This window comes from Pseudoxanthomonas suwonensis, assembly GCF_010093235.1.
Lineage (GTDB): Bacteria > Pseudomonadota > Gammaproteobacteria > Xanthomonadales > Xanthomonadaceae > Pseudoxanthomonas > Pseudoxanthomonas suwonensis.
On the sequence record NZ_PDWP01000002.1, the window covers coordinates 33,759 to 57,179 of the forward strand.

Genomic DNA, 23,421 nt, shown 5'->3' on the forward strand with positions numbered 1-23,421 from the left:
CCTCCTCCCGGAACCTCCCATGAGCACCCCCGAACGCAGCCTGCACCCCGTCAACCTGCCCGCCGGATGGGCCCCGGACAGCTGGCGTGCCCGTCCCGCGCTGCAGATGCCTACCTATCCGGACGCCGCCGCGCTGGACAAGGCGCTGGCCGAGTTGAGCAACCTGCCGCCGCTGGTGACCTCGTGGGAGATCTTCGCGCTCAAGCGCCAGCTGGCCGAGGCGCAGGAAGGAAGGCGCTTCCTGCTGCAGGGCGGCGACTGCGCCGAGAACTTCGCCGACTGCGAGTCCGGCACCATCTCCAACCGCCTGAAGGTGCTGCTGCAGATGAGCCTGGTGCTGGTCCACGGCCTGCGCCTGCCGGTGGTGCGCGTCGGGCGCTTCGCCGGCCAGTACGCCAAGCCGCGTTCGGCGGACATGGAGACCCGCGGCGAGGTGAGCCTGCCCAGTTACCGCGGCGACGTGGTCAACGGCCCGGAATTCACCGCCGAAGCCCGCGTACCGGACCCGCAGCGCATGATCACCGCGCATGCGCGTTCGGCGATGACCATGAACTTCGTCCGCGCCCTGATCGACGGCGGCTTCGCCGACCTGCACCACCCTGAGTACTGGAACCTCAGCTGGGTCGGCTGCTCGCCGCTGGCCGACGATTACCAGAAGATGGTCAACTCCATCGGCGACGCCGTGCGCTTCATGGAGACGCTGGCCGGCGCGGAGGTGCACAACCTCAACCGCATCGACTTCTACACCTCGCACGAAGCACTGCTGCTGCCGTACGAGGAGGCGCTGACCCGGCAGGTGCCGCGGCAGTGGGGCTGGTTCAACCTGTCCACCCACTACCCGTGGATTGGCATGCGCACCGCCGCGCTGGACGGCGCGCACGTGGAGTATTTCCGCGGCATCCGCAACCCGATCGCGATCAAGGTCGGCCCGTCGGTGCAGCCGGACCAGCTGCTGCGCCTGATCGACGTGCTCAACCCCGAGGACGAGCCGGGCAGGCTGACCTTCATCCACCGCATGGGCGCGACCCAGATCGCCGCGAAGCTGCCGCCGCTGCTGGACGCGGTCAAGCGCGACGGCCGTCGCGTGCTGTGGGTGTGCGACGCCATGCACGGCAACACCGAGAGCACCAGCAACGGCTAAAAGACCCGCCGCTTCGCCAACATCCTCGGCGAGGTCGAACAGAGCTTCGACCTGCATGCCGCCGCCGGCACCCGCCTGGGCGGCGTGCACCTGGAGCTGACCGGCGAGGACGTCACCGAGTGCACCGGCGGCGCGCGCGAGCTGAAGGACGCGGACCTGGAGCGCGCCTACCGCTCCACGGTCGATCCGCGGCTCAACTACGAGCAGTCGCTGGAAATCGCGATGGCGATCGTGCGCAAGCAGGGCCAGCAGCGCGCCGCCGAAGCGCGAGGCTGAGGCCGCGGCTCGGGCAGTGCCGCGTGGGGCGCGCTTGCGCGCGCTCCTCACGCCGGCATCGGCAGCATGGGGCATCGACCGGTGCGCCATGCCGAGGAACACCGCACGGCATGGCTGCCACTCACGGCAACGCGAGGAGCAGACAGATGCCCGATCCGCACTTCCTGATCGCCGGCGTGCCGGTGCCCGACTGGCGCCTGGCTGCCGCCTACGCCATCCCGATCGGCGCGGCCCTGCTGCTGGGCCTGCTGGTGCACTACGTGCTGCGCCGCTACGCGCGCCGCATCGCGCAGAAGGACTCCAGCCGCGCGCGCGTGGCGCACGCGGTGATCCTGCCGCTGGCCTTCGCCCTGCCGTTGGTCTTCCTGGGCCAGGCCCTGCGTGCGGTGCCGATGCCGGAGGACCACCTGGCCAACTGGCTGCACCTGCTGCGGCTGGCGGTATTCGGCTGCTTCACCTGGCTGCTGGTGCGCATCGTCGGCGCGGTGGAGGCATCGATCCTGCGCCACAACCCGATGGAGGTCGCCGACAACCTGCACGCGCGCCGGATCCAGACCCAGACCCGGGTGCTGAGCCGGGTGATGCAGGGCGGGATCATCCTGCTGGGCGCGGCGCTGGCGTTGATGACCTTCCCGGCGGTACGCCAGGTCGGCGCCACCCTGCTGGCCTCGGCGGGCATCGCCGGCCTGGTCGCCGGTATCGCAGCGCGTCCGGTGTTCGGCAACCTGATCGCCGGCCTGCAGATCGCCCTGGCCCAGCCCATCCGCCTGGACGACGTGGTGATCGTGGAAGGCGAGTGGGGGCGGATCGAGGAGATCACCAGCACCTATGTCGTGGTGCGCATCTGGGACGAGCGGCGGATGGTGGTGCCGCTGTCGTGGTTCATCGAGAACCCGTTCCAGAACTGGACCCGGCGCACCGCGCAGATGCTCGGCACCGCCTTCCTGTGGCTGGACTACCGCACGCCGATGGACGAGGTGCGCGCCGAGCTGGAGCGCATCTGCAAGGAGGATCCGCGCTGGGATGGCCGGGTCTGCATCGCCCAGGTCACCGAGACCGCCGAGCACGTGATGCAGGTACGCCTGCTGGTGAGCGCGCGCGATTCCGGCGAGGCTTTCGACCTGCGCTGCGCGGTGCGCGAGCGCATGATCGACTTCCTCGCCCGCCACCATCCCTATGCGCTGCCACGGCTGCGCGCGCAGATCGACGTGGCCGGCGAGGAGCCGATGCGGCGCCGCCACGACGCCGGTACCGAGGTGCCCGACTCGCCGCGCGCCGAGGACGGGGAAATGCCGATCGCGCCCCCGCCGCCGCCGGCCTGAGCCGGGCAGGGCATGCTCCAAACGAAGAACGCCGGCCACGGGGCCGGCGTTCTTCGTCGTCCAGCCGGGACGCGGACGCATCCGCGCCGGCAGGATCAGGCGGCGCGCGAGGCGCGCTTGCGGTCGCTCTCGGTCAGCAGCTTCTTGCGCAGGCGGATTTCCTTCGGGGTGACCTCGACCAGCTCGTCGTCCTCGATGAAGTCCAGCGCCTGCTCCAGGGTGAACTTCAGCGCCGGGGTCAGCTTGATCGCATCGTCCTTGCCCGAAGCGCGCATGTTGGTCAGCGGCTTGGTCTTGATCGCGTTGACGGTCAGGTCGTTGTCCTTGGAGTGGATGCCGATCAGCTGGCCCTCGTACACCTGGTCGCCTTCGGCGGCGAACAGGCGGCCGCGCTCTTCCAGCGGGCCCAGGGCGTAGGCCGGGGTCGGGCCAGCGGCATTGGCGATCATCACGCCGTTCGGACGCTTGGCGATCGCGCCCTGTTCCTTCGGGCCGTAGTGGTCGAACACGTGGAACAGCAGGCCCGAGCCCTGGGTCAGGGTCTTGAACTCGTTCTGGAAGCCGATCAGGCCGCGCGCCGGGATTTCATAGTCCAGGCGCACGCGGCCCTTGCCGTCCGGCTCCATGTTCTTCAGCTGGGCCTTGCGGATGCCCAGCTTCTCCATCACGCCGCCCTGGTGCTGCTCCTCGATGTCCACCACCAGCTGCTCGATCGGCTCCATCAGCTGGCCGTCGATCTCCTTGATGATGACCTCGGGGCGCGACACGGCCAGCTCGTAGCCCTCGCGGCGCATGTTCTCGATCAGCACCGACAGGTGCAGCTCGCCGCGGCCGGAGACCAGGAACTTGTCCGCGTCCTCCAGCTGCTCGACCTTCAGCGCCACGTTGTGCACGGTCTCGCGCTCCAGGCGCTCCTTCAGCTGGCGGCTGGTGAGGAACTTGCCGCCGGACAGGTCCTTGTTGCCGGCGAACGGCGAGTTGTTGACCTGGAAGGTCATCGAGATGGTCGGCTCGTCGACGGTCAGCGGCGGCAGCGCCTCCGGGCAGTCGATCGCGCACACGGTGTCGGAGATGGTCAGCTCGGCGATGCCGGAGATGGCCACGATGTCGCCGGCGTGGGCGACTTCCTGCTCGATGCGCTCCAGGCCGAGGAAGCCCATGACCTGCAGCACCTTGCCCTGGCGCTTCTTGCCCTCGCGGTCGATCACGACCACCGGCTGGTTCTTGCGCAGGGTGCCGCGCTGGATGCGGCCGATGCCGATCACGCCGACGAAGCTGTTGTAGTCCAGCTGGCTGATGCGCATCTGGAACGGGCCGTCCGGATCGACCGGCGGGGCCGGCACGTGCTGCATGATCGCCTCGTACAGCGGGGTCATGTCGCCGGAGCGCACGTCGTCGGTCAGGCCCGCGTAGCCGGCCAGGCCGGACGCATAGATGATCGGGAAGTCCATCTGCTCGGGGGTGGCGCCCAGGCGGTCGAACAGGTCCCACACCTGCTCCACGACCCACTCGGGGCGGGCGCCGGGGCGGGCGACCTTGTTCACCACCACGATCGGCTTGAAGCCCATCGCGAAGGCCTTCTGGGTCACGAAGCGGGTCTGCGGCATGGGGCCGTCCATCGCATCGACCAGCAGCAGCACCGAGTCCACCATCGACAGCACGCGCTCCACCTCGCCACCGAAGTCGGCGTGGCCGGGGGTGTCGACGATGTTGATGCGGTTGCCGCGCCAGGTGATGGCGGTGTTCTTGGCCAGGATGGTGATGCCGCGCTCCTTTTCCTGGTCGTTGCTGTCCATGACCCGCTCGGCCAGCACGGTGCGCTCGGAAAGGGTGCCGGACTGCTTCAGGAGCTGGTCGACAAGGGTGGTCTTGCCATGGTCGACGTGGGCGACGATGGCGATATTGCGCAGGTTCTCGATGGACATGATTTCTGGGATCGGGAAAGACGCACCCGGCTGCCAGAAGGAGGACAGGGCGCGGAGATGGTGGGCGGACGAACGGGCTATTATAGCCGGTCTACTGCCCGTTCCGGGTGCCTGGAGATGAACCGATGACCGTCACCGCCGTCTTTGACACCGCCAAGGGCGTGATCAAGGTGGACCTGCTGGCCGACAAGGCCCCCCTCACCGTGGCCAACTTCGTCAACCTCGCCAGGCGCGGTTTCTACGACGGCCTGAACTTCCACCGGGTCATCGCCGACTTCATGATCCAGGGCGGCTGTCCCGAGGGCACCGGCCGCGGCGGCCCGGGCTACCGGTTCGAGGACGAGACCAGCAACGGCGTGGCCCACGAGCGCGGGGTCCTGTCCATGGCCAATGCCGGCCCGAACACCAATGGCAGCCAGTTCTTCATCACCCACGTGAAGACCGACTGGCTGGACGGCCGCCACACCGTGTTCGGCAAGGTCACCGAGGGCATGGAGGTGGTGGACGCCATCGCCCAGGGCGACAAGATCAACTCGGTGAAGATCGAAGGCGACGCCGATGCCGTGCTGGCCGCCAAGGCCGACCGCGTCGCCGAGTGGAACCGCCAGCTCAGCGCCTGATCCCCTGCGGGGCCGGACCGGCCCCGTACCCCTCCGGACGACAGTCTGCGCCAATGGTTCCGATTGGCACCGTCCGGAGCCCGCCCGGGGCCGCGTGATAAAATCTCCGGCCCCTGAGCGACGGATCCCCATGCGTATCCTCGGCTTACTGATGATCATCGGCCTGGCCGGCGGCCTGCATGCCCTGTGGTCGCAGCATCCGGCCGATGACCTGCATCCGGACGACCCGCGCCTGGCCACGGGCGAAGACGGCATCGTGATGCTGGCCGCCGAATGGTGCGGCTACTGCCGCCGCCAGCAGGGCGATTTCGAGCGGGCCGGGGTCCGCTACCGCGTGCTGGACATCGACCAGGAGGAAGGCGACCTGGCCATGCGCGCCCTGCGCGCCCGCGGCGTGCCGGTCACCGTCATCGGCCAGGCCGTGGTCCACGGCTACGACACCGCCTCCTTGGACCAAAGGCTTACCCCGCTGGGGTACGACGTCTATTAACCTGCGCGGCGCCGCACGGCCCGCCGTCGACGCCTTCCCATTACCCGCAACACACACACCGAAGGACCTCCACCGATGAAGACCCCCGTTCGAGTTGCCGTGACCGGTGCCGCCGGCCAGATCGGCTATGCCCTGCTGTTCCGCATCGCTTCCGGCGAGATGCTCGGCAAGGACCAGCCCGTGATCCTGCAGCTGCTGGAGCTGCCGATGGAGAAGGCCCAGGCCGCGCTCAAGGGCGTGATCATGGAGCTGGAGGACTGCGCGTTCCCGCTGCTGGCCGGCATCGTCGGCACCGACGACCCGGAAGTGGCGTTCAAGGACGCCGACGTGGCCCTGCTGGTCGGCGCGCGTCCGCGCGGCCCGGGCATGGAGCGCAAGGACCTGCTGCTGGAGAACGCCAAGATCTTCACCGCCCAGGGCGCCGCGCTGAACAAGGTCGCCAGCCGTGACGTGAAGGTGCTGGTGGTCGGCAACCCGGCCAACACCAACGCCTACATCGCGATGAAGTCGGCGCCGGACCTGAAGCCGGAGAACTTCACCGCCATGCTGCGCCTGGACCACAACCGCGCCCTGAGCCAGCTGGCCGCCAAGGCCAACGTCGCCGTCGGCGACATCGAGAAGCTGGTCGTGTGGGGCAACCACAGCCCGACCATGTACCCCGACTACCGCTTCGCCACGGTCAAGGGCGAGTCGCTGAAGGACAAGATCAACGACGCCGACTGGAACGCCAACGAGTTCATCCCGAAGGTCGGCAAGCGCGGCGCCGCCATCATCGAGGCCCGTGGCCTGTCCTCGGCCGCCTCGGCCGCCAACGCCGCCATCGACCACATCCGCGACTGGGTGCTGGGCAGCAACGGCAAGTGGGTCACCATGGGCATCCCGTCCGATGGTTCCTACGGCATCCCGGAGGGCGTGATCTTCGGCTTCCCGGTGACCACCGAGAACGGCAAGTACACCCTGGTGAAGGACCTGCCGATCGACGAGTTCAGCCAGAAGGCCATCGACAAGACCCTGGCCGAGCTGGAAGAAGAGCGCGCCGGCGTCGCCCACCTGCTGGGCTGATCCTGCCCGCGGTGGTGCATGGAAAGGGCGGCTCCGGCCGCCCTTTCCTTTTGTGCAGGGCCGGGTGGGGTTGGGGCGCTGGGCGGGCTCCGCTGCGTGGCCCCCGGTCCCGTTTGGGGGGAGGGCGTAGCCCGGACAAGGCCGCAGGCCGCATCCGGGATCGGGCACGCCGCTGCCCGACAACCCGCGCGGTGCCGTGGCACCCGGCCCCGGGTGCGCTTTGCCTGCCCGGGCTACGGCGGGGTGTCGAAGCACACGACGAAGCGGGCGCCCGGACGGGAGTCCTGGTCCAGCCCGATGCTCCAGCCGTGGGCCACGCAGATCTCGCGGCAGATCGCCAGGCCCAGGCCGGCACCGTTGCCGCCGGTGCGGCCACGCCAGAAGCGCTCGAACAGGTGCGGGCGGTCGGCCATGGCCACGCCCGGGCCTTCATCGCGCACCGCGAAGCAGCCGGCGCCGAGCTCCACCCGCACCACGCTGCCGGGTGGGGCGTGGTGCACCGCGTTCTCCAGCAGGTTCTTGGCCAGCACGAATACCGCCGAGCTGTCGGCCTCCACGGCCGCGCCATCGTCGGCCTGGTCGTCCAGCACGATGCACACGCCGTGGCGGGACGCCAGCCGCTGCAGGTAGTCGGCCGCGTCCGCCAGCACGGGGCGCAGCCGCAACGGCGCGAAGCTGTAGTTCTGCCCCTCGCTGGCTTCGGCCAGGTGCAGCAGCTGGTGCACCTGGCGGGCCATCACCGCGGTGTCGCGCAGCAGCACCTCGCGGTTGGCCGCGCCCAGCTCGATCTCCGCCTGCAGCAGCGCCAGCGGCGTCTTCAGTTCGTGCGCGGCCGAGGCGAGGAAGTCCTGCTGCACGCGGTAGCCGTTCTGCAGGCGCGCCAGCGTCGCGTTGAACGCGTCGATCAGCGGTTCCAGCTCTCGCGGCAGGTCGCGGCTGTGCAGCCGCGTGCCGAGGTTGCGCGGCCCGATGCCGGACGCCACGCGCGAGACCTCGTTCATCGGCCGCACCAGGCGCCGGGTGGTCAGGTAGGTGGAGACGGCGAACGTCAGCAGCGCCAGGATCGCGGTGATGCCGCCGGCCTTGAGGTAGAGCTCGCCGGCATGGTCGTGCAGGGTGCTGACCAGGCGGCGGCTGTGCGCCACCTGCACCCAGTACTCCTGACTGCCGACCTGCACTGGTGCTTCGGCGACTTCCAGGACGATTTCGTCGGCGCCCTCCTGCCAGGAAGGGACGCGCTGGCCGTGGGGGCGCCTGCCGGCGAGCGTGTCCAGGGCGTGGCCGGGACGGCTGGAGGCGACCACGCGTCCGTCCCGGGACACCACCCGGTAGGCGGCATCGGCGGGCATGGCGTCGTAGAGGGTGGCCACCTGCAGGGGCAGGGACATGGCCACGCCGCCGTCGCTGGTGGGGCGCAGGCCCGCGCCGACCTGCGCGACCTCGTGTTCCAGCTCCGCGCGCAGCAGGTAGCCGGAGGCCAGGAACAACGATGCGGCCATCACCACCACCGCGGCGCAGGCGGCCGGCAGCAACGCCATCAGGCTGGCCAGCACCAGCCGGCCGGCGAGGCTACGCGGCAACATCGACGCGCCGCAGGGCGAAGCCGAGGCCGCGGATGTTGACCAGGGACAGCTGCGAGCCGATTGCCTCCAGCTTGCGCCGCAGGCGGTGCAGGGCCACGTCCAGCGCGTTGGGCGTGACCGCCTCGTGCGAGCCCCAGGCCGCCGCTTCCAGCGAGGCGCGGCGCACCACGTTGCCTTCCGCGCGCACCAGGCAGATCACGATCTGAAGCTCGGCCGGCGCCAGGCCGACCCGCTCGCCGCCGCATTCCAGCGACGCCGACTCCGGCGATACGACCAGGTCGCCATGCACCAGCTGCAGGTCGCGCAGCTCCGGCGGCCGCCGCATCAGGGCCCGCACGCGCGCGACCAGTTCCTCCATCGCGAATGGCTTGGGCAGGTAGTCGTCGGCGCCGGCTTCAAGTCCGGCCACGCGGTCGTGCAGGGCGTCGCGGGCGGTGAGCATCAGGCAGGGCATCTGCTGTCCCGCCGCGCGCAGGCGGCGTACCAGGCCCAGGCCGTCGCCATCGCCCAGGCCGCGGTCGATGATGGCCAGTGCGTAGCCACCCGTGCGCAGTCCGTACCAGGCCGAGGCCTGGGTCTGGAAGACATCCACCGCCACGCCGGACATGGCCATCGCGCGCTGGATGAGCGCGGCCATGCGCTCGTGGTCTTCCACCAGGGCGATGCGGTAGGAGAGCTGGCTGTTCCGGGACATCGGGGACTGCCTCAGAAACTGCGGAAGAAGGCGATGCTCAGGCGCGGCACGCCGCTGGTGTCCGGATCGAGCAGCGGGCTGTCGCTGATGCGGTCCGGCAGGAACTCGTAGCTCAGTGCGCCGATCGCGCGCCACTTCCCGCCGATTGCGCGGGAGAACCCGATGCTGGCGTGTGGCGTCGCCACCGATCCGGGGCGGTAGGCGGGAACGCCGCGCGCGACTTCCGAACCGAGGGTTCCATAGTAGTAGTTGGCAAGGTCGCTGGACATCCAGCTGACGCCCACGCCCGGGACGACGACGGTGCGGCCCCAGTGCAGGGCGTAGCGGTAGTCCAGCGTGACCTCGTGGCCACCGCTGGCGTCGGTGATGTCGGTGCGCGCCTCCAGCTCCAGTTCGCCGGCGCGGCCGTGCACGGACAGGGCGAAACCGGCATCCAGGCCATCGTCGCGGTCCTCCATCAGGTCCGGGTCCAGGCCGTTGGCGAGCAGCTGGCGGCGGCCGAGGTCGTCCTTGATGTCGAAGCCGTCCAGGCGCGCGACCAGCACCGCGTCCAGGGTGAACGGGCCCTTCTCGAGCAGGTGTACGCCACCGTACCGTCCACGCCAGAAGAAGCGCTCGCCCTCGTAGGTGAGCACCGGCAGCGGACGGACGCGCAGGTCCTCGCCGGCATACGGACTGTCGCGCACCCCGAGGCCGATGCCGATGCTCCAGCTCGAAGCCTGGCCATCGGACTCGAACAGTTCCGCGGGCGGGGTGGGCGTGGTCTCGGCATGGACCGTCGCGGGAAGCAGCAGGGAAGCGAGCAGGGCAGGACGCAACATGCGCGGTGAAACCTCTGGGGAAGGAGCGGATCCAGTGTCGGCATCCCGGCTTACCCAGGTCTTACGGACCGCCGGGCAACGCATGACCGATGGCCTGGCCGCGCCGCATGCCTGCGGAACGCGGCGTACTGCGTGGTACGTTCGCACCATCCCTCCAACCGGTACCGGAACATGCTGCAGACGTGGAATCCCAGGGGCCTGCCGCTGCTGGTGGCCGGCGCGTTCGTCGCGCCGGCGCTGGCCGCCGACGGCGGATACCTGCAACCGCCCGAGCCGTTGCTGGGCGTCATGCGCGCACCGCTGAACCCGGTGCCTTCGCTCGATCCCACCGCCACCCGCGCGCTGCTGGTGCGGCAGTCGCAGTACCCGCCGGTGGAGCGCGTGGCCGAGCCGTACCTGAAGCTGGCCGGCGTGCGGGTGGAGCCGCGCAACCACAGTCGCCACGATCGCTCCAACGGTTACGGCATCCGCACCTGCCTGGAAGGCTTCAGCGTGCTGGACCTGGCCAGCGGCGCCGAAACGCCCGTGCAGCTGCCCGCAGGCGCCTGCCCGGGCATGCCGTCCTGGTCGCCCGATGGCCTGCGCTTCGCCTTCGACAACACCACCGACACCGGCGTGGAGCTGTGGGTCGGCGAGGCCGCCACCGGCATGGTGCGGCGGATCGAGGGAGTGAAGGTCAACACCGTGCTCGGCAACTGGATGCAGTGGCTGGGCAGCCAGCCGAGGCTGCTGGTCAAGACCGTGCCGGCCAGCCTTGGCCCGGCGCCGCGCAAGGCCGCGGTGCCGCCGGGGCCGGAGATCAAGGAGGCGATCGGCGGCAAGGGCGAGAGCAGCACCTACGAGGCGCGCGACACCCTTTCCGGTCCGGAGGACGAGGTCCTGTTCGACTACTACGCCACTTCGCAGCTGGCGACCGTCGACCTGGGCAGCGGCGCGGTGGCCGCCGTGGGCGCGCCGGCGGTGCTGGGCAACGTCGATGTCGCACCGGACGGCCGCCATGTGCTGGTGGAGACGATCAGGCGCCCGTACTCCTACATCACTACCTGGCGCCGTTTCGCCCGCGACGTGGCGGTGCTCGACCTGGCCGACGGCCGCGTGCGCACCCTTGCCAGCCTGCCGGTGGCCGACCGCGTGCCCGTGCATGGCGTGCCGACCGGTCCGCGCGAGCACCAGTGGCGCGCCAACCAGCCGGCCACCCTGGTCTGGGCCGAGGCCCTGGACGGTGGCGACTGGAAGGCCGAGGTGCCGCACCGCGACCGCGTGCTGATGCTGGCCGCGCCGTTCACCGGCAAGCCGCGCGAGGTCCTGCGGACGAAGCAGCGCTTCGCCGGCCTGGACTGGTTCGCCGGCGGCGGTCGCGCCCTGGCGCACGAATACGACGCCAACCGCAACTGGCAGACCACCACCCTGGTCGACATCGACCGTCCGGGCACCCCCGGCCGGGTGCTGTGGGACCTGTCCACCGACGAGCTCTACGCCCATCCCGGCGAGCCGGTGCAGCGCCGCCTGCCCAACGGCGCATACGTCCTGCGCGAGGACGCCGGCCACCTGTACCTGGACGGGAAGGGCTCCAGCCCGCAGGGCGACCGCCCGTTCCTCGACCGCTACGAGCTGGCCAGCGGCCGCACCACCCGCCTGTTCCGCAGCGCCCCGGACGCCTACGAGACCTTCGTCGGCTTCGCCGGCGGCGACTCTTCGCGCCTGCTGACCTGGCACCAGTCGCCGTCCGATCCGCCCAACCTGCACCTGCGCACGCTGGGCCAGCCGCTTGCCGGCGCCGCCGAAGGCGAGGCTGTGGTCGCATCCGCCGCCACCGCGGTGACCCGCTTCCCCGATCCCACGCCGCTGGTGCGCGGGGTGAAGAAGCGGCTGGTGACCTACAAGCGCAAGGACGGGGTGGACCTGTCGTTCACCCTGTACACCCCGCCGGGCCATGTCGAAGGCACGCGCGTGCCGGCGATCCTCTACGCCTATCCGCTGGACTATGCCGACCCGACCAAGGCCGGCCAGGTCAGCGGCTCGGAGCAGACCTTCACCCGCCTGGCCAACTACCGCCTGCTGTTGCTGGCCGGCTACGCGATCATCGACAACGCCGCCTTCCCGATCGTGGGTGACCCGAGGAATGCGTACGACACCTACCTCGAGCAGCTGGTCGCCAATGCCGAGGCGGCGATCGACAAGGCCGTGGAACTGGGCGTGGTCGACCGCGACCGCATCGGCGTCACCGGCCACAGCCATGGCGCGCTGATGACCGCGAACCTGCTGGCCCACACCGACCTGTTCCGCGCCGGCGTGGCCTCCAGTGGCGGCTACAACAAGACCCTGACCCCGTTCGGCTTCCAGAGCGAGCGGCGCTCGTTCTGGGCCGCGCCCGGGGTGTACGACCAGGCCTCGGCGTTCTTCCACGCCGACAAGATCAACGAGCCATTGCTGCTGGTGCACGGTGCCGACGATGCCAACCCCGGCACCGAGGCCACCCAGTCGCCACGCCTGTTCCAGGCCATCCGTGGCAACGGAGGCACCACCCGGCTGGTGATGCTGCCGTTCGAGCCGCACTGGTACGCTGCGCGGGAATCAAACGAGCATTTCGTGGCCGAGATGCTGGCCTGGTTCGACCGCTACGTGAAGAACCCCGGGGCGGACGGGCAGGGGGACGCCGGCGGCGTGAAGAGAGCCAGCCGCGGCGCCGCGCATTGATCGCAACGATCAACCTGTGAACGACGGAAAGGCCGGGCAAACCGGCCTTTCCTGTACCTGCCGCACATGTTTTCGACCAAGGTCGCACGCCCTCCCCGACGGGGCGGGTCTATGCTCGGCCCATCTCCGGGAGGGGCCAGCCATGGGTTACGAAGACTTTTACCGGCGCTCGATCGAGCAGCCGGAGGAATTCTGGGCCGAAGCCGCTCGCGCCATCGACTGGAAGGACCAGCCGCAGCGCATCCTCGACTACGACAAGCCGCCGTTCCGGCGCTGGTTCGTCGGCGGCACCACCAACCTGTGCCACAACGCGGTCGACCGCCACCTGGCCGAACGCGGCGACCAGCTGGCCCTGGTCGGCTGGTCCACCGAGACCGGCCAGGTGCGCGAACTCACGTTCCGACAGCTGCACCGCGAGGTGAACACCTTCGCCGCCGTGCTGCAGTCGCTGGGCGCGCGCAAGGGCGAGCGCGTGGTGATCTACATGCCGCACACCGTCGAGGCGGCGATCGCGATGCTGGCCTGCGCCCGCATCGGCGCGATCCATTCGGTGGTGTTCGGCGGCTTCGCCGCACTCAACCTGGCGCTGCGCATCGACGACGCGAAGCCGGCGGTGCTGGTATGCGCCGATGCCGGCATGCGCGGCGGCAAGGTCATCCCGTTCAAGCCGCTGGGGGACGAGGCGCTGTCGCGCGCCGGTTTCCCGCCGGCGCACGTACTGGTGGTCAACCGCGGCCTGGCCGGCGAAGTGCCGATGCAGGATGGCCGCGATGTCGAATACGGTCCGCTGGCCGCGCGGTACGCAGAGGCCGAAGTGCCCGTGGAGTGGCTGGAGTCCAACGAACCCAGCTACATCCTCTACACCTCCGGCACCACCGGCAAGCCGAAGGGCGTGCAGCGCGATGTCGGCGGCTATGCCGTGGCCCTGGCCCTGTCGATGTGGTCGATCTACGACGTGCGCGCCGGGCAGGCGATGTTCTCCACCTCCGACATCGGTTGGGTGGTGGGCCACTCGTACAACGTCTACGGCCCGCTGATCGCCGGCGCCACCTCGATCCTCTACGAAGGCCTGCCGACCTGTCCGGATCCGGGTATCTGGTGGCGCATCTGCGAGAAGTACGGCGTGCGCCCCATGTTCTCCTCGCCCACCGCCGTGCGCGTGCTGAAGAAGCAGGATCCCCAGTGGCTGGGCAGCGCCGACCTGTCGCAGCTCAAGTACCTGTTCCTGGCAGGCGAGCCACTGGACGAGCCCACGGCCGAGTGGATCACCAGTGCCCTGGGCAAGACGGTGATCGACAACTACTGGCAGACCGAGACCGGCTGGCCGGTGCTCCCCCTGATGCCGGGCGTGGAGCTGAAGCCGGTCAAGCTCGGCTCGCCGGGCCTGCCATCGCCGGGCTACCGCCTGCGCGTGATCGACGAGAACACCGGCGAGGATGTTGGCCCGGGCCAGAAGGGCGTGCTGGCGATCCAGCCGCCGCTGCCGCCGGGTTGCCTGAGCACGGTGTGGGGCAACGACGACCGCTTCATCGCCAGCTACTTCAGCCATTTCAAGGAACTGCTGTACAGCTCGCTGGACTGGGCGATCCGCGACGAGGACGGCTACACCTTCATCCTCGGCCGCACCGACGACGTGATCAACGTCGCCGGCCACCGACTGGGCACGCGCGAGATCGAGGAATCGGTGGCCAGCCACCCCGACGTGGCCGAGGCCGCGGTGGTCGGCGTGCACGACGAGGTCAAGGGCCAGGTGCCGGTGGTGTTCGCCACCCTCAAGCGTGGCGACGCCGACCCGGCCGGTGCCGCCAGCGCGATGCTGCAGACCGTTGCCAGCCAGCTTGGCGCGGTGGCCCGCCCGCAGCGCGTGTACGTGGTCAGTGCCCTCCCCAAGACCCGCTCAGGCAAGCTGCTGCGCCGCTCGCTGCAGGCTCTGGCCGAACACCGCGACCCCGGCGACCTGTCGACCCTGGACGATCCCAACGCGCTGGAGGAAGTGAAGCGCGCGCTGGAACGCGGCGCCGACGCGGGCAGCTGACACCCCGCGGCGGCCACGCCGCGTCGGCCGGACGCGGGCGTGACCGCCGCGATGTCTCCCCCTCCTGCTGCCGGGCGCATCCGGCCGCACGTGCCTGCCGATGGAGACGGGCACGTAGGTAGTGATGCGCCCGGTGGGCAGGAACCTTCGCCGCGACCGCACGGGCGCGCAGCCGGCGGAGCGGGCGAGGCGGATGGAATATCCAGGGGAAGGGGAACGGAAGTGATGGGAGGGACCGGGCTGCCAGGAGGCTGGCGGCTGGCCATCATCAGGGAGTGGATCCGGGGCATGCATCAGGGGCGCGACCGGTGCCGGGAGCCAGGGGCGGGGCGATCCCACTGGAACAAGCGCCGCACCGGCGGGCAGGCACGCCGGATATCCGGTTACAACCGCCTGTCGGGAGGCCCGGGCTTGTTCTCCGTACCTTGGTATCTTCGTGCGCGGCCCTGCGCCTCCCATGCGGGGTGCGCCCTGGCCCCCGTCGCAGCCGTGGCCGCGCGTCCCGCTGCGATCAGGCGCCTGCTCATGTTGCTGTTGCTGGCCTGGCTTCCGGAGGTTTTCGCCATGGAATATACGAACGGATTCGCATTGCAGACGCAGGATGGGGAGCCTGTCGGCTTCATGCTCGGCTCGCCCAGCTTCAAGGATGAGGAGGGCGACTGCATATTCATGCCCATGCCGGGGCTGACGGACGCGGGCTCGCGCATCGGGACCCTCGTCGCCAGGCTGAAGGCGGCCGGCGAGCACCGGTGGCTGAAGCGCGAAGGTGGAGTGCGGGTAACGGCTGGCGACGCGCCCGTGCTGCAGGTGGACAGTGATGGACTGGTGCGCGACGGCACGGGTGCCGTCATAGGCAGTGCCTTGGCGATTCCGGAACAGGACTGACAGGCCCCGTAGCCCGGATAAGGCCGAAGGCCGCATCCGGGGCGCCGCCGCCTCCGGACTCTCGGTCTCACCTGCCGGCGCTAAACCAGGTGCGGATTCCGGCCTCGCGGCCCCGGGTGCGCTCCGCTTACCCGGGCTGCGGGCCGGCGCCATTGAAGCGCGCCGGCAGGTGCCGTTGCCATGGCCGCCGCCCGCCAGAGCGCGACGCTTCGTAGCCCGTAGCCCGGATAAGGCAAAAGGCCGCACCGGGGGCCCCCGCCCGTTCCCCCCCCGCCATTGCCCCTTGGATTTCCCGGGTGCGCTTCGCTTACCCGGGCTACCCCACCTCCCGGAGCCTCGCGTCGACATCCCCGCAAGCCATAAAAGGACCCGCGCGTAACCCTCGGAGCCTTGCGCGCAAGCCAAAAAAGCCTGCGTGCAACCCTCGGAGGCTTGCGCGCAAGCCAAAGAAGCCTTGCACGCGACCCTCGGAGGCTGGCGCGCAAGCCCCCAAGCCCCACCCGTGACCCTCCGAGCCTTGCGCGCAAGCCGAAAAGCCTTGCGGGCGAAGCTCCGAGGCTTGCCATGGCAAGGCAAAAAGCCTTGCAACCGAGGCATGGAGCCTTGCACGCAAGCCGAAAAGCCTTGCGCACGCCCCCCGGAGCCTTGCGCGCAAGGCGGAAAGCATCGAGTCGTGCCACGCAGCGTTCCGATCACAAGGCTCCAAGCCTTGCGCCCAAGGAAAAATGCCTCACGACTGCAGCTCCGCGCCTTGTGCCCAAGCCTAATAGCCTCACGACTGCAGCTCCGCGCCTCGCGATCGGAGCTACCTCCCTTGCGGTGCAAGGCCCCAGAGCCTTGCGGCTGGAGTGCCGGACCTCGCGGCCAAAGCCTCCCCCGGCGGCCCGTCAGGCGGCAGGCCGTCCTTTCTCCTCCTGGGCGTCGCCCTGGTCCTGGTGTTCGAGCTGATCGGCATCGGCAGGTACGCCCGACGCGCTATGTGCTGCAGCTGTCTGCTTCCTCGGTCTTTCGGCCGAGTCACTTCCTTGTCAAGCCCAGACTGCCAAGATGCTAGTCGCCCAGGGGCGCACGTTCGCTGGTGGCGGGCGGGTTTCCTGGCAAGCCTGGTCATCTCGAGCTTGGCCGGGATCTCCATTTGGCGCACCCGCAACTCCCGCGGTGCGGCCTAGCTGTGATCTCTCAGTAGGTTGTTCATCCGGGGCGTCTCTGGAAGATGGGGGTTACGAAGCCAACCCAGCCCCCAGGAGCCCCGGATGAACCTGCATCACCATGCCCGTTTGAGCCCTCGTGGTCGAGCCCTGCTTGTGGACCGCATCCTTGTTCAGGGCTTGCGCGTGGAAGAGGCCGCGCAAGCCGCTGGCGTTAGCGTGCGCACCGCCTACAAGTGGCTCAAGCGATTCAGGGAGGAAGGGGCTCCGGGGTTGTTCGACCGGTCCTCCCAGCCCCATGCCTGTCCACACGCGACGCCGCAGGATGTCGTGGACCAAGTGTTGGAGCAGCGCCGCTCGCGCCAGACCTATCGCCAGATTGCCGCGCAACTGTCCGTGGCACCCAGCACCGTGGCCCGATTGCTGCGGCGTGCCGGCCTGCATCGATTGGCCGAGCTGGAACCGGCCCTGCCGGAGAACCGCTACGAACATCCCCAGCCCGGCGACTTGCTGCATCTGGATATCAAGAAGCTGGCTCGCTTCCGTCAGCCCGGTTATCGCGTCACCGGCAATCGCCAGATCAACTCCGACGGCGTCGGCTGGGAGTATGTCCATCTGGCCATCGACGACCACTCACGCGTGGCCTTCGGCTCCATCGAACCCGACGAACGCGGTATCAGCGCCTGCAAGGCCTTGCTGCGAGCGGTCCGCTACTACCGGGGCCTGGGCGTGCGCTTCGAGCGCGTCCTCACCGACAACGGCGCCTGCTACAGATCCCGCAGCTTCCGCCGCCTGGCCCGCCGCCTCGGCATGCGCCACCTGCGCACACGCCCCTACACCCCCCGCACCAACGGCAAGGCTGAGCGGCTGGTTCAGACCAGCCTGCGCGAATGGGCCTACGCCCGTGCCTATGCCAACTCGGCACAGCGCGCCGAGGCCTTGGTTCCTTGGCTGCACCACTACAACTGGCATCGGCCTCATGCCAGCCTCGGCTACAAGCCACCCATCTCCCGCATCCCATTGAACAACGTGCTGGGTTTACACACCTAGCCATTCACCCAAGCCGATGCCGTTTCGCGGCGGCATAATCCAGGCATCCGGTCTGCGTGGAGCGTCTACCTCCCATGAACTCGATCACCCTCCAGGCGTTGGCTGATTTCCCCTCGTTGCTTGAGGCGCACTACGCCGCCATCCCCCAGGAATTCAAGCACTGGACTCCGCCGTCCTGGGATGGCATCCCCAGCGAGCAGCTCACCGCCATCGAACAGGTTTGCCATGTCCGCGACATCGAGGTTCTTGGCTATCACGTGCGTTTCCAGAGAACGCTCAGCGAGACCAATCCCTCGCTCGAATCCCTGGACACGTACGCGCTGGCCAAGGATTGCGCGTACGCCAGCCAGAGTGCGGAGCTCGCACTGTCCGAGTTCCGTGAAGCCTGATCGAAGACACTTGCCCTGATCGCCGGCCTGGGACCGGACCAGCTTGTCCGCACGGCAAAGTTCGAAGGCTACAGGCAGGTGTCGCTGCAAAGTCTGGTGCACTATCTGTGCAGCCACGACCAGCAGCACCTGGCGGGCTTGCAATGGCTTCTTGGAATGATCGAGGCCGCGCATGCGTGGAGCCAGCCCGACTCTTCCATCGAGAGGGCATGAATGGCGGATCGTGGCATTCCGCTACCTGTCCTGCTCGATGCCTCCGCAAGACTCTGGCTGCGGCTTGCGCTCCTGCTGGGTCTGGGCCTGGCATTCCGGCTTTGGCCCATCAGCGGTGGAGTTGGCGCGAGGTTCTCCCGCTCGTTGTCTCGCTCGCCACTCTTTTCGCGTTCCCGTTTGCCTGTGCCGCCGTGCGAAGGAGGAGGCCGGTAGGCCTGTTCTCCCGGGCGGGGCTGCATTGCGCGGGCTTGAGCTTCGCTGCAGGTGCGGCAGCCGCGTCCATGTTCGTTGCCTCGCTTCAGGTAACACAGGGCATGCCGGCGTCGATCAGGGAATATTGCGTGGCCATGTTGTGCCTGGGGCTGGCTGGAGCGGGGCTTGCTGCGTTGCCGGGACGCGCGGTGTAGCTTGTGGCCTGACGGTTCGCCCGGGCGGACGTCGCCTCGTGGCAAGGCTTCGGGGCTTCGCCACCTCCGGACTCCCGGTATCACCTGCCGGCGCTACACCAGGCCCATTCCGGCTCCGCGGCCCCGGGTGCGCTTCGCTTACCCGGGCTACGGGACTGATCTTCCAGCGGGGGCTCCATAAACGCATCCCTGGAGCGGTTACGTGCCAGGATGCGGGCTGCCTTCCGCTGGCAAGCTCCTGCGAGGGGGCAAGCCTCCCGCGCAAACCCCAGACGGTGCTCGAGTCGCCATGGAAATCCGACCGGCAGTCCCCTCCGGTCTTGCAGCGATGTGGGAGATCTTCCAGGAGGTCATCGTTACCGGGGACACCCTGCCGTTCCCGGTCGACTTCGACCGGGGGACGTTCCAGTCGCACTGGTTCGGCGCGCAGGCCACGTACCTTGCCGTGGATGGCTCTGATGTCCTTGGCATGTACAAGTACGGCGCCAATTACCCCGGTCCCGGCTCGCACGTTGCAAGCGCCACCTACCTGGTGCGACCCGCCGCCCAGGGCAGGGGCATCGGTCGCGCCCTGGTCGAGGACAGCCTTGCCCGGGCCCGGAGCGATGGGTATCGAGCGATGCAGTTCAACTACGTCGTAAGCTCCAACGTGGCAGCCGTCGAGCTGTACAGGAAGCTTGGATTCGCAGTCGTGGGCACGCTTCCAGGAGCCTTCAGGCACCGGCAGTTCGGCCTGGTCGACGCATACGTCATGTACAGGTTCCTGCAGCCGCAGGGCGCGGCTGGGGCCTGAGTGACCACCTGGTACTCAATCCAGGCTGTACGCGCATGCACGGACTGCGCGCCGGTTCCGTCGCGCTGCATCGTGGACGACAGGACGCCGGCGCCAGTACCGTGGTACAGGTCCTGTTGATTCGACGGTCCAGACCAGGGATTGGTTTCCGTGAAGATCGCGTTCCTGCTTCCCGTCCTGCTCGCTGCCACTTGCAGTTCCCTGTCCGTTCCTTTCCATGACTCGTCTGGCGGAGGGCATGCGTTCCCTGTCTTCGCGGCCGGGCGTCCAGCCACGCAATCGCTCCCCTATGGCATCGACCGGCGGAAGATCGTTGCGTCGAAGCTGCAGCTCCATGTCGCGGAGGGGCCAGAACCATCGGGTATTGGTGCCCGGCCACGATCCCGACGGATGGTGGTCCACGCACCACGCAGGAGTTCGACGCTGGAAGAAGCCGCGAGCCTGCATGTGCTCGGACAGGTCGCGGTTCCATCCGGACTTCGGGCGAAAACAGGCCTGGCAGCAATGGACCGGGTGGGGCTCGATGGATCGGCGCCCTCACGAACCATCGGGCCCGGATCATGAAGCCGCGCAGCGTGCTCGATCCGCTGCCGAGGGATCTCCGCGCAGAGGTCTTTGAGGACATTGTCCGCTCGGAGTCGGTCCGGATCGAACGGATAGTGTCGAAGGGGCATTCCTCGCCGGTCGATGGGTGGTACGACCAGGACGAACATGAGTGGGTGATGGTCGTCCGCGGCAGGGCATGCCTGCGGTTCGAGGACGGGGCGACCTGCGAGCTTTCGGCCGGGGACTATGTAAACATTCCGGCCCACTCCAGGCATCAGGTCGCCTGGACGGATCCGGGGATCACGATCTGGCTGGCGGTCTTCTACAGGTAGTCGGTCGAGACAGGTTCCCACGACGAGGACGCAGGCATGGCAGCCAGAGGCCACAGACGGGAAGCAACGGTGGAGCCGTCCACATCGCGGTCATGTGTTCCCCGACTCCGCCAGCGGTGAACTCAAGACTGCCACCCGATGCGCTGATGCGTGCGGAGTGCATCTCGCCCGGAGGCGCCAGGATTGCGTGGCTGGAAGGAAGGTGCATCCCCAGCTTCGGATTTCCCTGAAAAGTGCACTCTGACCCCGTTTGGGAGGAACCATGGAAGAGGACGACTACGCCAGGCTCGAAGCGCTTTGGCAGGTTTCCAGCGGCAATGGATCGCAAGCCTGCGCGACACGTTGAGGCAGCACGGGATCGGCGACGAGGTGGGCAAGTCCATCTGTGGCCACTTCAGTTTCGAGCTGTCCATGCTGCTGGACCAGGGCGAGATCGAGTACGAGGGTCGCAACTACCGTCCGTTCGTCGCCTTCGATGCCGAGTCGGATGAGGGTGGGGAAGATGGCGGCGAGCTGATCGTCGAGCCGCTCGGGCCCCAGTTCCACGCGTACGCGTTCGGTACCACGGAGGAAGCCTACGAAGAGGACGAGGGACGCCCGCTGGGGGCTGCCGCGCGGGACTGAAATGCCCCGCTTGGTCGCCCCGACTCCGGGGTGAAACCCTGTCGCAGCAGGCGCTTTCCTGGCCCTGGCCAGGAAGCGGTGCGGGAGCGGCGTCAGGAGTCCACTGGAGAAACTTGCACTCTGGCCCCGGTTTTTCGTCCGGGTGGCTCAGCCCGGCGGCGGTACCGACACGCCCGCGTCGGTCTGCACCACCGGCTTGAGGGTGCCGTCCTCGTTGTACTGCAGGTACTCGACGGTGACGGCGCGGCGGCCGAGGGCGCCTTCCTGGTCGCCGATGCTGAGCGCGGCGTTGTGCAGGAAGATGTACCACTGGCCCTTGAACTCGGCGATGCCCGGGTGGATGGTGAAGCTGTTCTTCCCGGAGCCGGTCAGCTCGCCGCGGTACGTCCATGGCCCCTGGATGGACGGGGCGGTGGCGTAGGAGATGCGCTCGTCGGTGTGGTCGCTGCGGTCCAGCGAGGCGTAGGTCAGGTAGTAGGTGTCGCCGCGCTTGTGCAGCCAGGGACCTTCCTCGAAGTGCGGCGGGGTGATCTCGGTGATCTCCCCGTCGAGCTCGATCATGTTGGGCTTGAGCCGGGCGATGTAGCAGTGGCGGTTGCCCCAGGCGATCCAGGTGCTGCCGTCGTCGTCAGTGAACACCGTTGGGTCGATGTCCTCCCAGCTGTGCTCGCCCTTGGGCGTCATCTGGTTGGTGATGAGCGCCGAGCCCTTCGCGTCCACGAATGGCCCGGTGGGAGAATCCGCGACGGCGACGCCGATCGCCTTGCCCGGGTGGGTGTCGTCGTGCTCCACCGCGGTGTAGAACCAGTAGCGGCCATCCTTTTCGATCACCTGCGAGGCCCAGGCATCGGCCTTGGCCCACCGGAAATCGGTGGCCTTCATGACCGGGCCGTGCTCGGTCCACTGCTTCATGTCGCTGGTGGAGTACACCAGCCACTGGCGCATGTTGAACATCTCCTCGCCGCGGGCCTCGTCGTGGCCCACGTAGAGATAGAGGCGGTCGCCGACCACCAGTGGGGCCGGGTCGGCGGTGAAGCGGTCGCGGAACAGCGGGTTCGATCCGGGCACGGGTGTGCCGGCGGCGGCCAGCGGGCCGGCCGCCAGCAGGAGCGGCAGCAACCCCGCCAGGCCCAGGCGTCGGGTGACGCGGAGGGCGCTCATCGGGCGGCCCCGCGGCCGGCGGCCGGCTCCAGCCAGCCATGCATCTTCATCCACGCGGCGAAGGCCTCGAACCAGCCGGTGCTGGTGGTCGGCTTGGGGTACATGCCAAAGCCGTGGCCGCCCTGCTCGTAATAGTGGAACTCCACCGGGCGGCCCGCGGCCTGCCAGCTTTCCACCAGGCCGAAGCCGCGGCCGGCGAACAGGCCGTCGTCGGCGGCGATGGCGACGAACAGCGGCGGCGCGTCGGCAGGCACGTCCAGCGGCGCCAGCGGGCCGTAGATGTCGCCGATGAAGGCCGGCTTCGCATCCTCGACGGTGAGCGTGGTGGCCATGGTGAGCATCGCGCCGGCGGAGAAGCCGATCATGCCGATGCGGTCCGGATCCACGTTCCATTCCTGCGCACGGCTGCGCACCAGGGCGAAGGCGGAGCGCGCGTCGGCGATCTGTGGTGCCAGCGAGGCGAAGGAGGAGGCCGGCTCGATGCGGCCGGTCGGCATCGGGCCGGCGAAGATCTCACGCAGGGCCTGCGCGAACCCGTCCGGATCCGATGGGGTCTGCCTGAGCCGGTACTTGAGCACGAACGCCGCCACGCCACGGTCGGCCAGCGCCTGCGCCACCTGCCAGCCCTCGTTCTCCATCGACAGGGTGACGAAGGCGCCGCCGGGCGCGACGATCACCGCCGTCCCGGTGGCCTTGGCCGGATCGGGCAGGAAGGGCGTGAGCGTGGCCTCGGTGACGTTGCGGACGAAGGTGCTGCCGTACTGGCGATGCCAGGCCTCCGGGTGGCGTGCATCCGGCAGCGGGCCGGTCGGCAGCCTGATCGCGTTAGGCTGGGCCGGGACCGGGATCGGGGTGACGCGGTCGTCCTGCGCGAAGGCCGGCAAGGCAAGGCAGGACAGCAGGGCCGCCAGCGCGGCGGTGCGGAAGGACAGGGCGCGGGACTCCAGTGGCATTCGGTCGGGCTCCGTAGTGTCTGGTCAGGCCATCCAATGCGGCCGGGCACGAGTGTAGGCGGGCAAGGGGGCGGAAACGATTCGATGTCCGTGCCACGCCATAACCTTCCTGGCATCGGCCCGGCGCGCCACCCGCTTTTCCATGCTTGGGGATCCCGCGCGTGCAGGATCCGTGCCGCGGGATTTCACGCCCGTTTCACGACGCTTTCCCGCTAATCCGCGCGCCGACACGGCAACCGAAATCCAGTTACGCT

The 23,421-nt window shown here is 68.9% G+C and carries 18 protein-coding genes and 1 pseudogene; 13 read left to right on the forward strand and 6 right to left on the reverse strand.

The genetic code is table 11. From position 1 onward, the window contains the following. Positions 1-19: 19 nt before the first annotated feature. Positions 20-1,417, forward strand: a pseudogene (locus CSC68_RS01075) (class II 3-deoxy-7-phosphoheptulonate synthase). 146 nt (positions 1,418-1,563) lie between these two features. Further along, entirely contained in the window at positions 1,564-2,739 is a 1,176-nt protein-coding gene (locus tag CSC68_RS01080; RefSeq protein ID WP_162201656.1) for a mechanosensitive ion channel family protein, read from the forward strand. A 95-nt stretch (positions 2,740-2,834) separates the two neighbouring features. Here the strand turns inward: CSC68_RS01080 and typA are convergent, their stop codons facing one another. Further along, complete coding sequence (typA, locus tag CSC68_RS01085) at positions 2,835-4,664, reverse strand: translational GTPase TypA (RefSeq protein WP_162201657.1); 1,830 nt, start codon at positions 4,662-4,664, stop codon at positions 2,835-2,837. Positions 4,665-4,789: 125 nt separating this feature from the next. Here typA and CSC68_RS01090 point away from each other — a divergent pair, with 125 nt between their 5' ends. The 3 genes from CSC68_RS01090 (at position 4,790) to CSC68_RS01100 (ending at position 6,836) form a co-directional block, all read left to right on the forward strand. Continuing rightward, positions 4,790-5,284: a peptidylprolyl isomerase gene (locus tag CSC68_RS01090; RefSeq protein ID WP_162201658.1), complete on the forward strand. Its 495-nt coding sequence runs from the start codon at positions 4,790-4,792 to the stop codon at positions 5,282-5,284. A gap of 130 nt (positions 5,285-5,414) precedes the next feature. Next, positions 5,415-5,774 (forward strand): glutaredoxin family protein, encoded by a 360-nt coding sequence (locus tag CSC68_RS01095; RefSeq protein ID WP_162201659.1) that lies wholly within the window; start codon positions 5,415-5,417, stop codon positions 5,772-5,774. A 75-nt stretch (positions 5,775-5,849) separates the two neighbouring features. After that, complete coding sequence (locus CSC68_RS01100) at positions 5,850-6,836, forward strand: malate dehydrogenase (RefSeq protein WP_162201660.1); 987 nt, start codon at positions 5,850-5,852, stop codon at positions 6,834-6,836. Positions 6,837-7,069: 233 nt separating this feature from the next. On the opposite strand, the gene CSC68_RS01105 is transcribed toward CSC68_RS01100, so the two are convergent. Genes CSC68_RS01105 through CSC68_RS01115 form a run of 3 tightly spaced genes read right to left on the reverse strand, consistent with a single transcriptional unit; the run spans position 7,070 to position 9,934 of the window. Further along, positions 7,070-8,419 (reverse strand): ATP-binding protein, encoded by a 1,350-nt coding sequence (locus tag CSC68_RS01105; RefSeq protein ID WP_162201661.1) that lies wholly within the window; start codon positions 8,417-8,419, stop codon positions 7,070-7,072. Further along, positions 8,406-9,113 (reverse strand): response regulator transcription factor, encoded by a 708-nt coding sequence (locus CSC68_RS01110; protein ID WP_162201662.1) that lies wholly within the window; start codon positions 9,111-9,113, stop codon positions 8,406-8,408. The genes CSC68_RS01105 and CSC68_RS01110 overlap by 14 nt, the downstream gene beginning before the upstream one ends. 11 nt (positions 9,114-9,124) lie before the next feature. Further along, complete coding sequence (locus tag CSC68_RS01115) at positions 9,125-9,934, reverse strand: MipA/OmpV family protein (RefSeq protein WP_162201663.1); 810 nt, start codon at positions 9,932-9,934, stop codon at positions 9,125-9,127. 171 nt (positions 9,935-10,105) lie between these two features. Between CSC68_RS01115 and CSC68_RS01120 the strand changes: the two genes are divergently transcribed. The 8 genes from CSC68_RS01120 to CSC68_RS01155 all read left to right on the forward strand — a co-directional run bounded on the left by CSC68_RS01120 (position 10,106) and on the right by CSC68_RS01155 (position 21,053). Next, on the forward strand, positions 10,106-12,631 hold the full coding sequence (locus CSC68_RS01120; RefSeq protein WP_162201664.1) for a S9 family peptidase: 2,526 nt from the start codon (positions 10,106-10,108) through the stop codon (positions 12,629-12,631). Positions 12,632-12,773: 142 nt separating this feature from the next. After that, positions 12,774-14,666: a propionate--CoA ligase gene (gene prpE, locus CSC68_RS01125; RefSeq protein ID WP_162201665.1), complete on the forward strand. Its 1,893-nt coding sequence runs from the start codon at positions 12,774-12,776 to the stop codon at positions 14,664-14,666. Positions 14,667-15,191: 525 nt separating this feature from the next. Beyond that, entirely contained in the window at positions 15,192-15,551 is a 360-nt protein-coding gene (locus CSC68_RS01130) for a hypothetical protein (protein ID WP_211365670.1), read from the forward strand. A gap of 1,253 nt (positions 15,552-16,804) precedes the next feature. After that, positions 16,805-17,749: an IS481 family transposase gene (locus CSC68_RS01135; protein ID WP_162201666.1), complete on the forward strand. Its 945-nt coding sequence runs from the start codon at positions 16,805-16,807 to the stop codon at positions 17,747-17,749. A gap of 74 nt (positions 17,750-17,823) precedes the next feature. Continuing rightward, positions 17,824-18,138, forward strand: a complete 315-nt coding sequence (locus CSC68_RS15810) for a hypothetical protein (RefSeq protein WP_211365671.1) — start codon at positions 17,824-17,826, stop codon at positions 18,136-18,138. A gap of 909 nt (positions 18,139-19,047) precedes the next feature. Then, positions 19,048-19,551, forward strand: coding sequence for a GNAT family N-acetyltransferase (locus CSC68_RS01145; protein WP_162201667.1), 504 nt, complete (start codon positions 19,048-19,050; stop codon positions 19,549-19,551). A 560-nt stretch (positions 19,552-20,111) separates the two neighbouring features. Beyond that, a complete protein-coding gene (locus CSC68_RS01150; protein ID WP_162201668.1) occupies positions 20,112-20,429 on the forward strand; it encodes a cupin domain-containing protein in 318 nt (105 codons plus the stop codon). A gap of 342 nt (positions 20,430-20,771) precedes the next feature. Then, positions 20,772-21,053, forward strand: coding sequence for a hypothetical protein (locus CSC68_RS01155; RefSeq protein ID WP_162201669.1), 282 nt, complete (start codon positions 20,772-20,774; stop codon positions 21,051-21,053). A 147-nt stretch (positions 21,054-21,200) separates the two neighbouring features. Here CSC68_RS01155 and CSC68_RS01160 read toward each other — a convergent pair whose 3' ends face one another. Both CSC68_RS01160 and CSC68_RS01165 read right to left on the reverse strand, forming a co-directional pair. After that, positions 21,201-22,214, reverse strand: a complete 1,014-nt coding sequence (locus CSC68_RS01160; RefSeq protein WP_162201670.1) for a glycoside hydrolase family 43 protein — start codon at positions 22,212-22,214, stop codon at positions 21,201-21,203. After that, a complete protein-coding gene (locus CSC68_RS01165; RefSeq protein WP_162201671.1) occupies positions 22,211-23,167 on the reverse strand; it encodes an alpha/beta hydrolase in 957 nt (318 codons plus the stop codon). The genes CSC68_RS01160 and CSC68_RS01165 overlap by 4 nt, the downstream gene beginning before the upstream one ends. Positions 23,168-23,421: the final 254 nt, after the last annotated feature.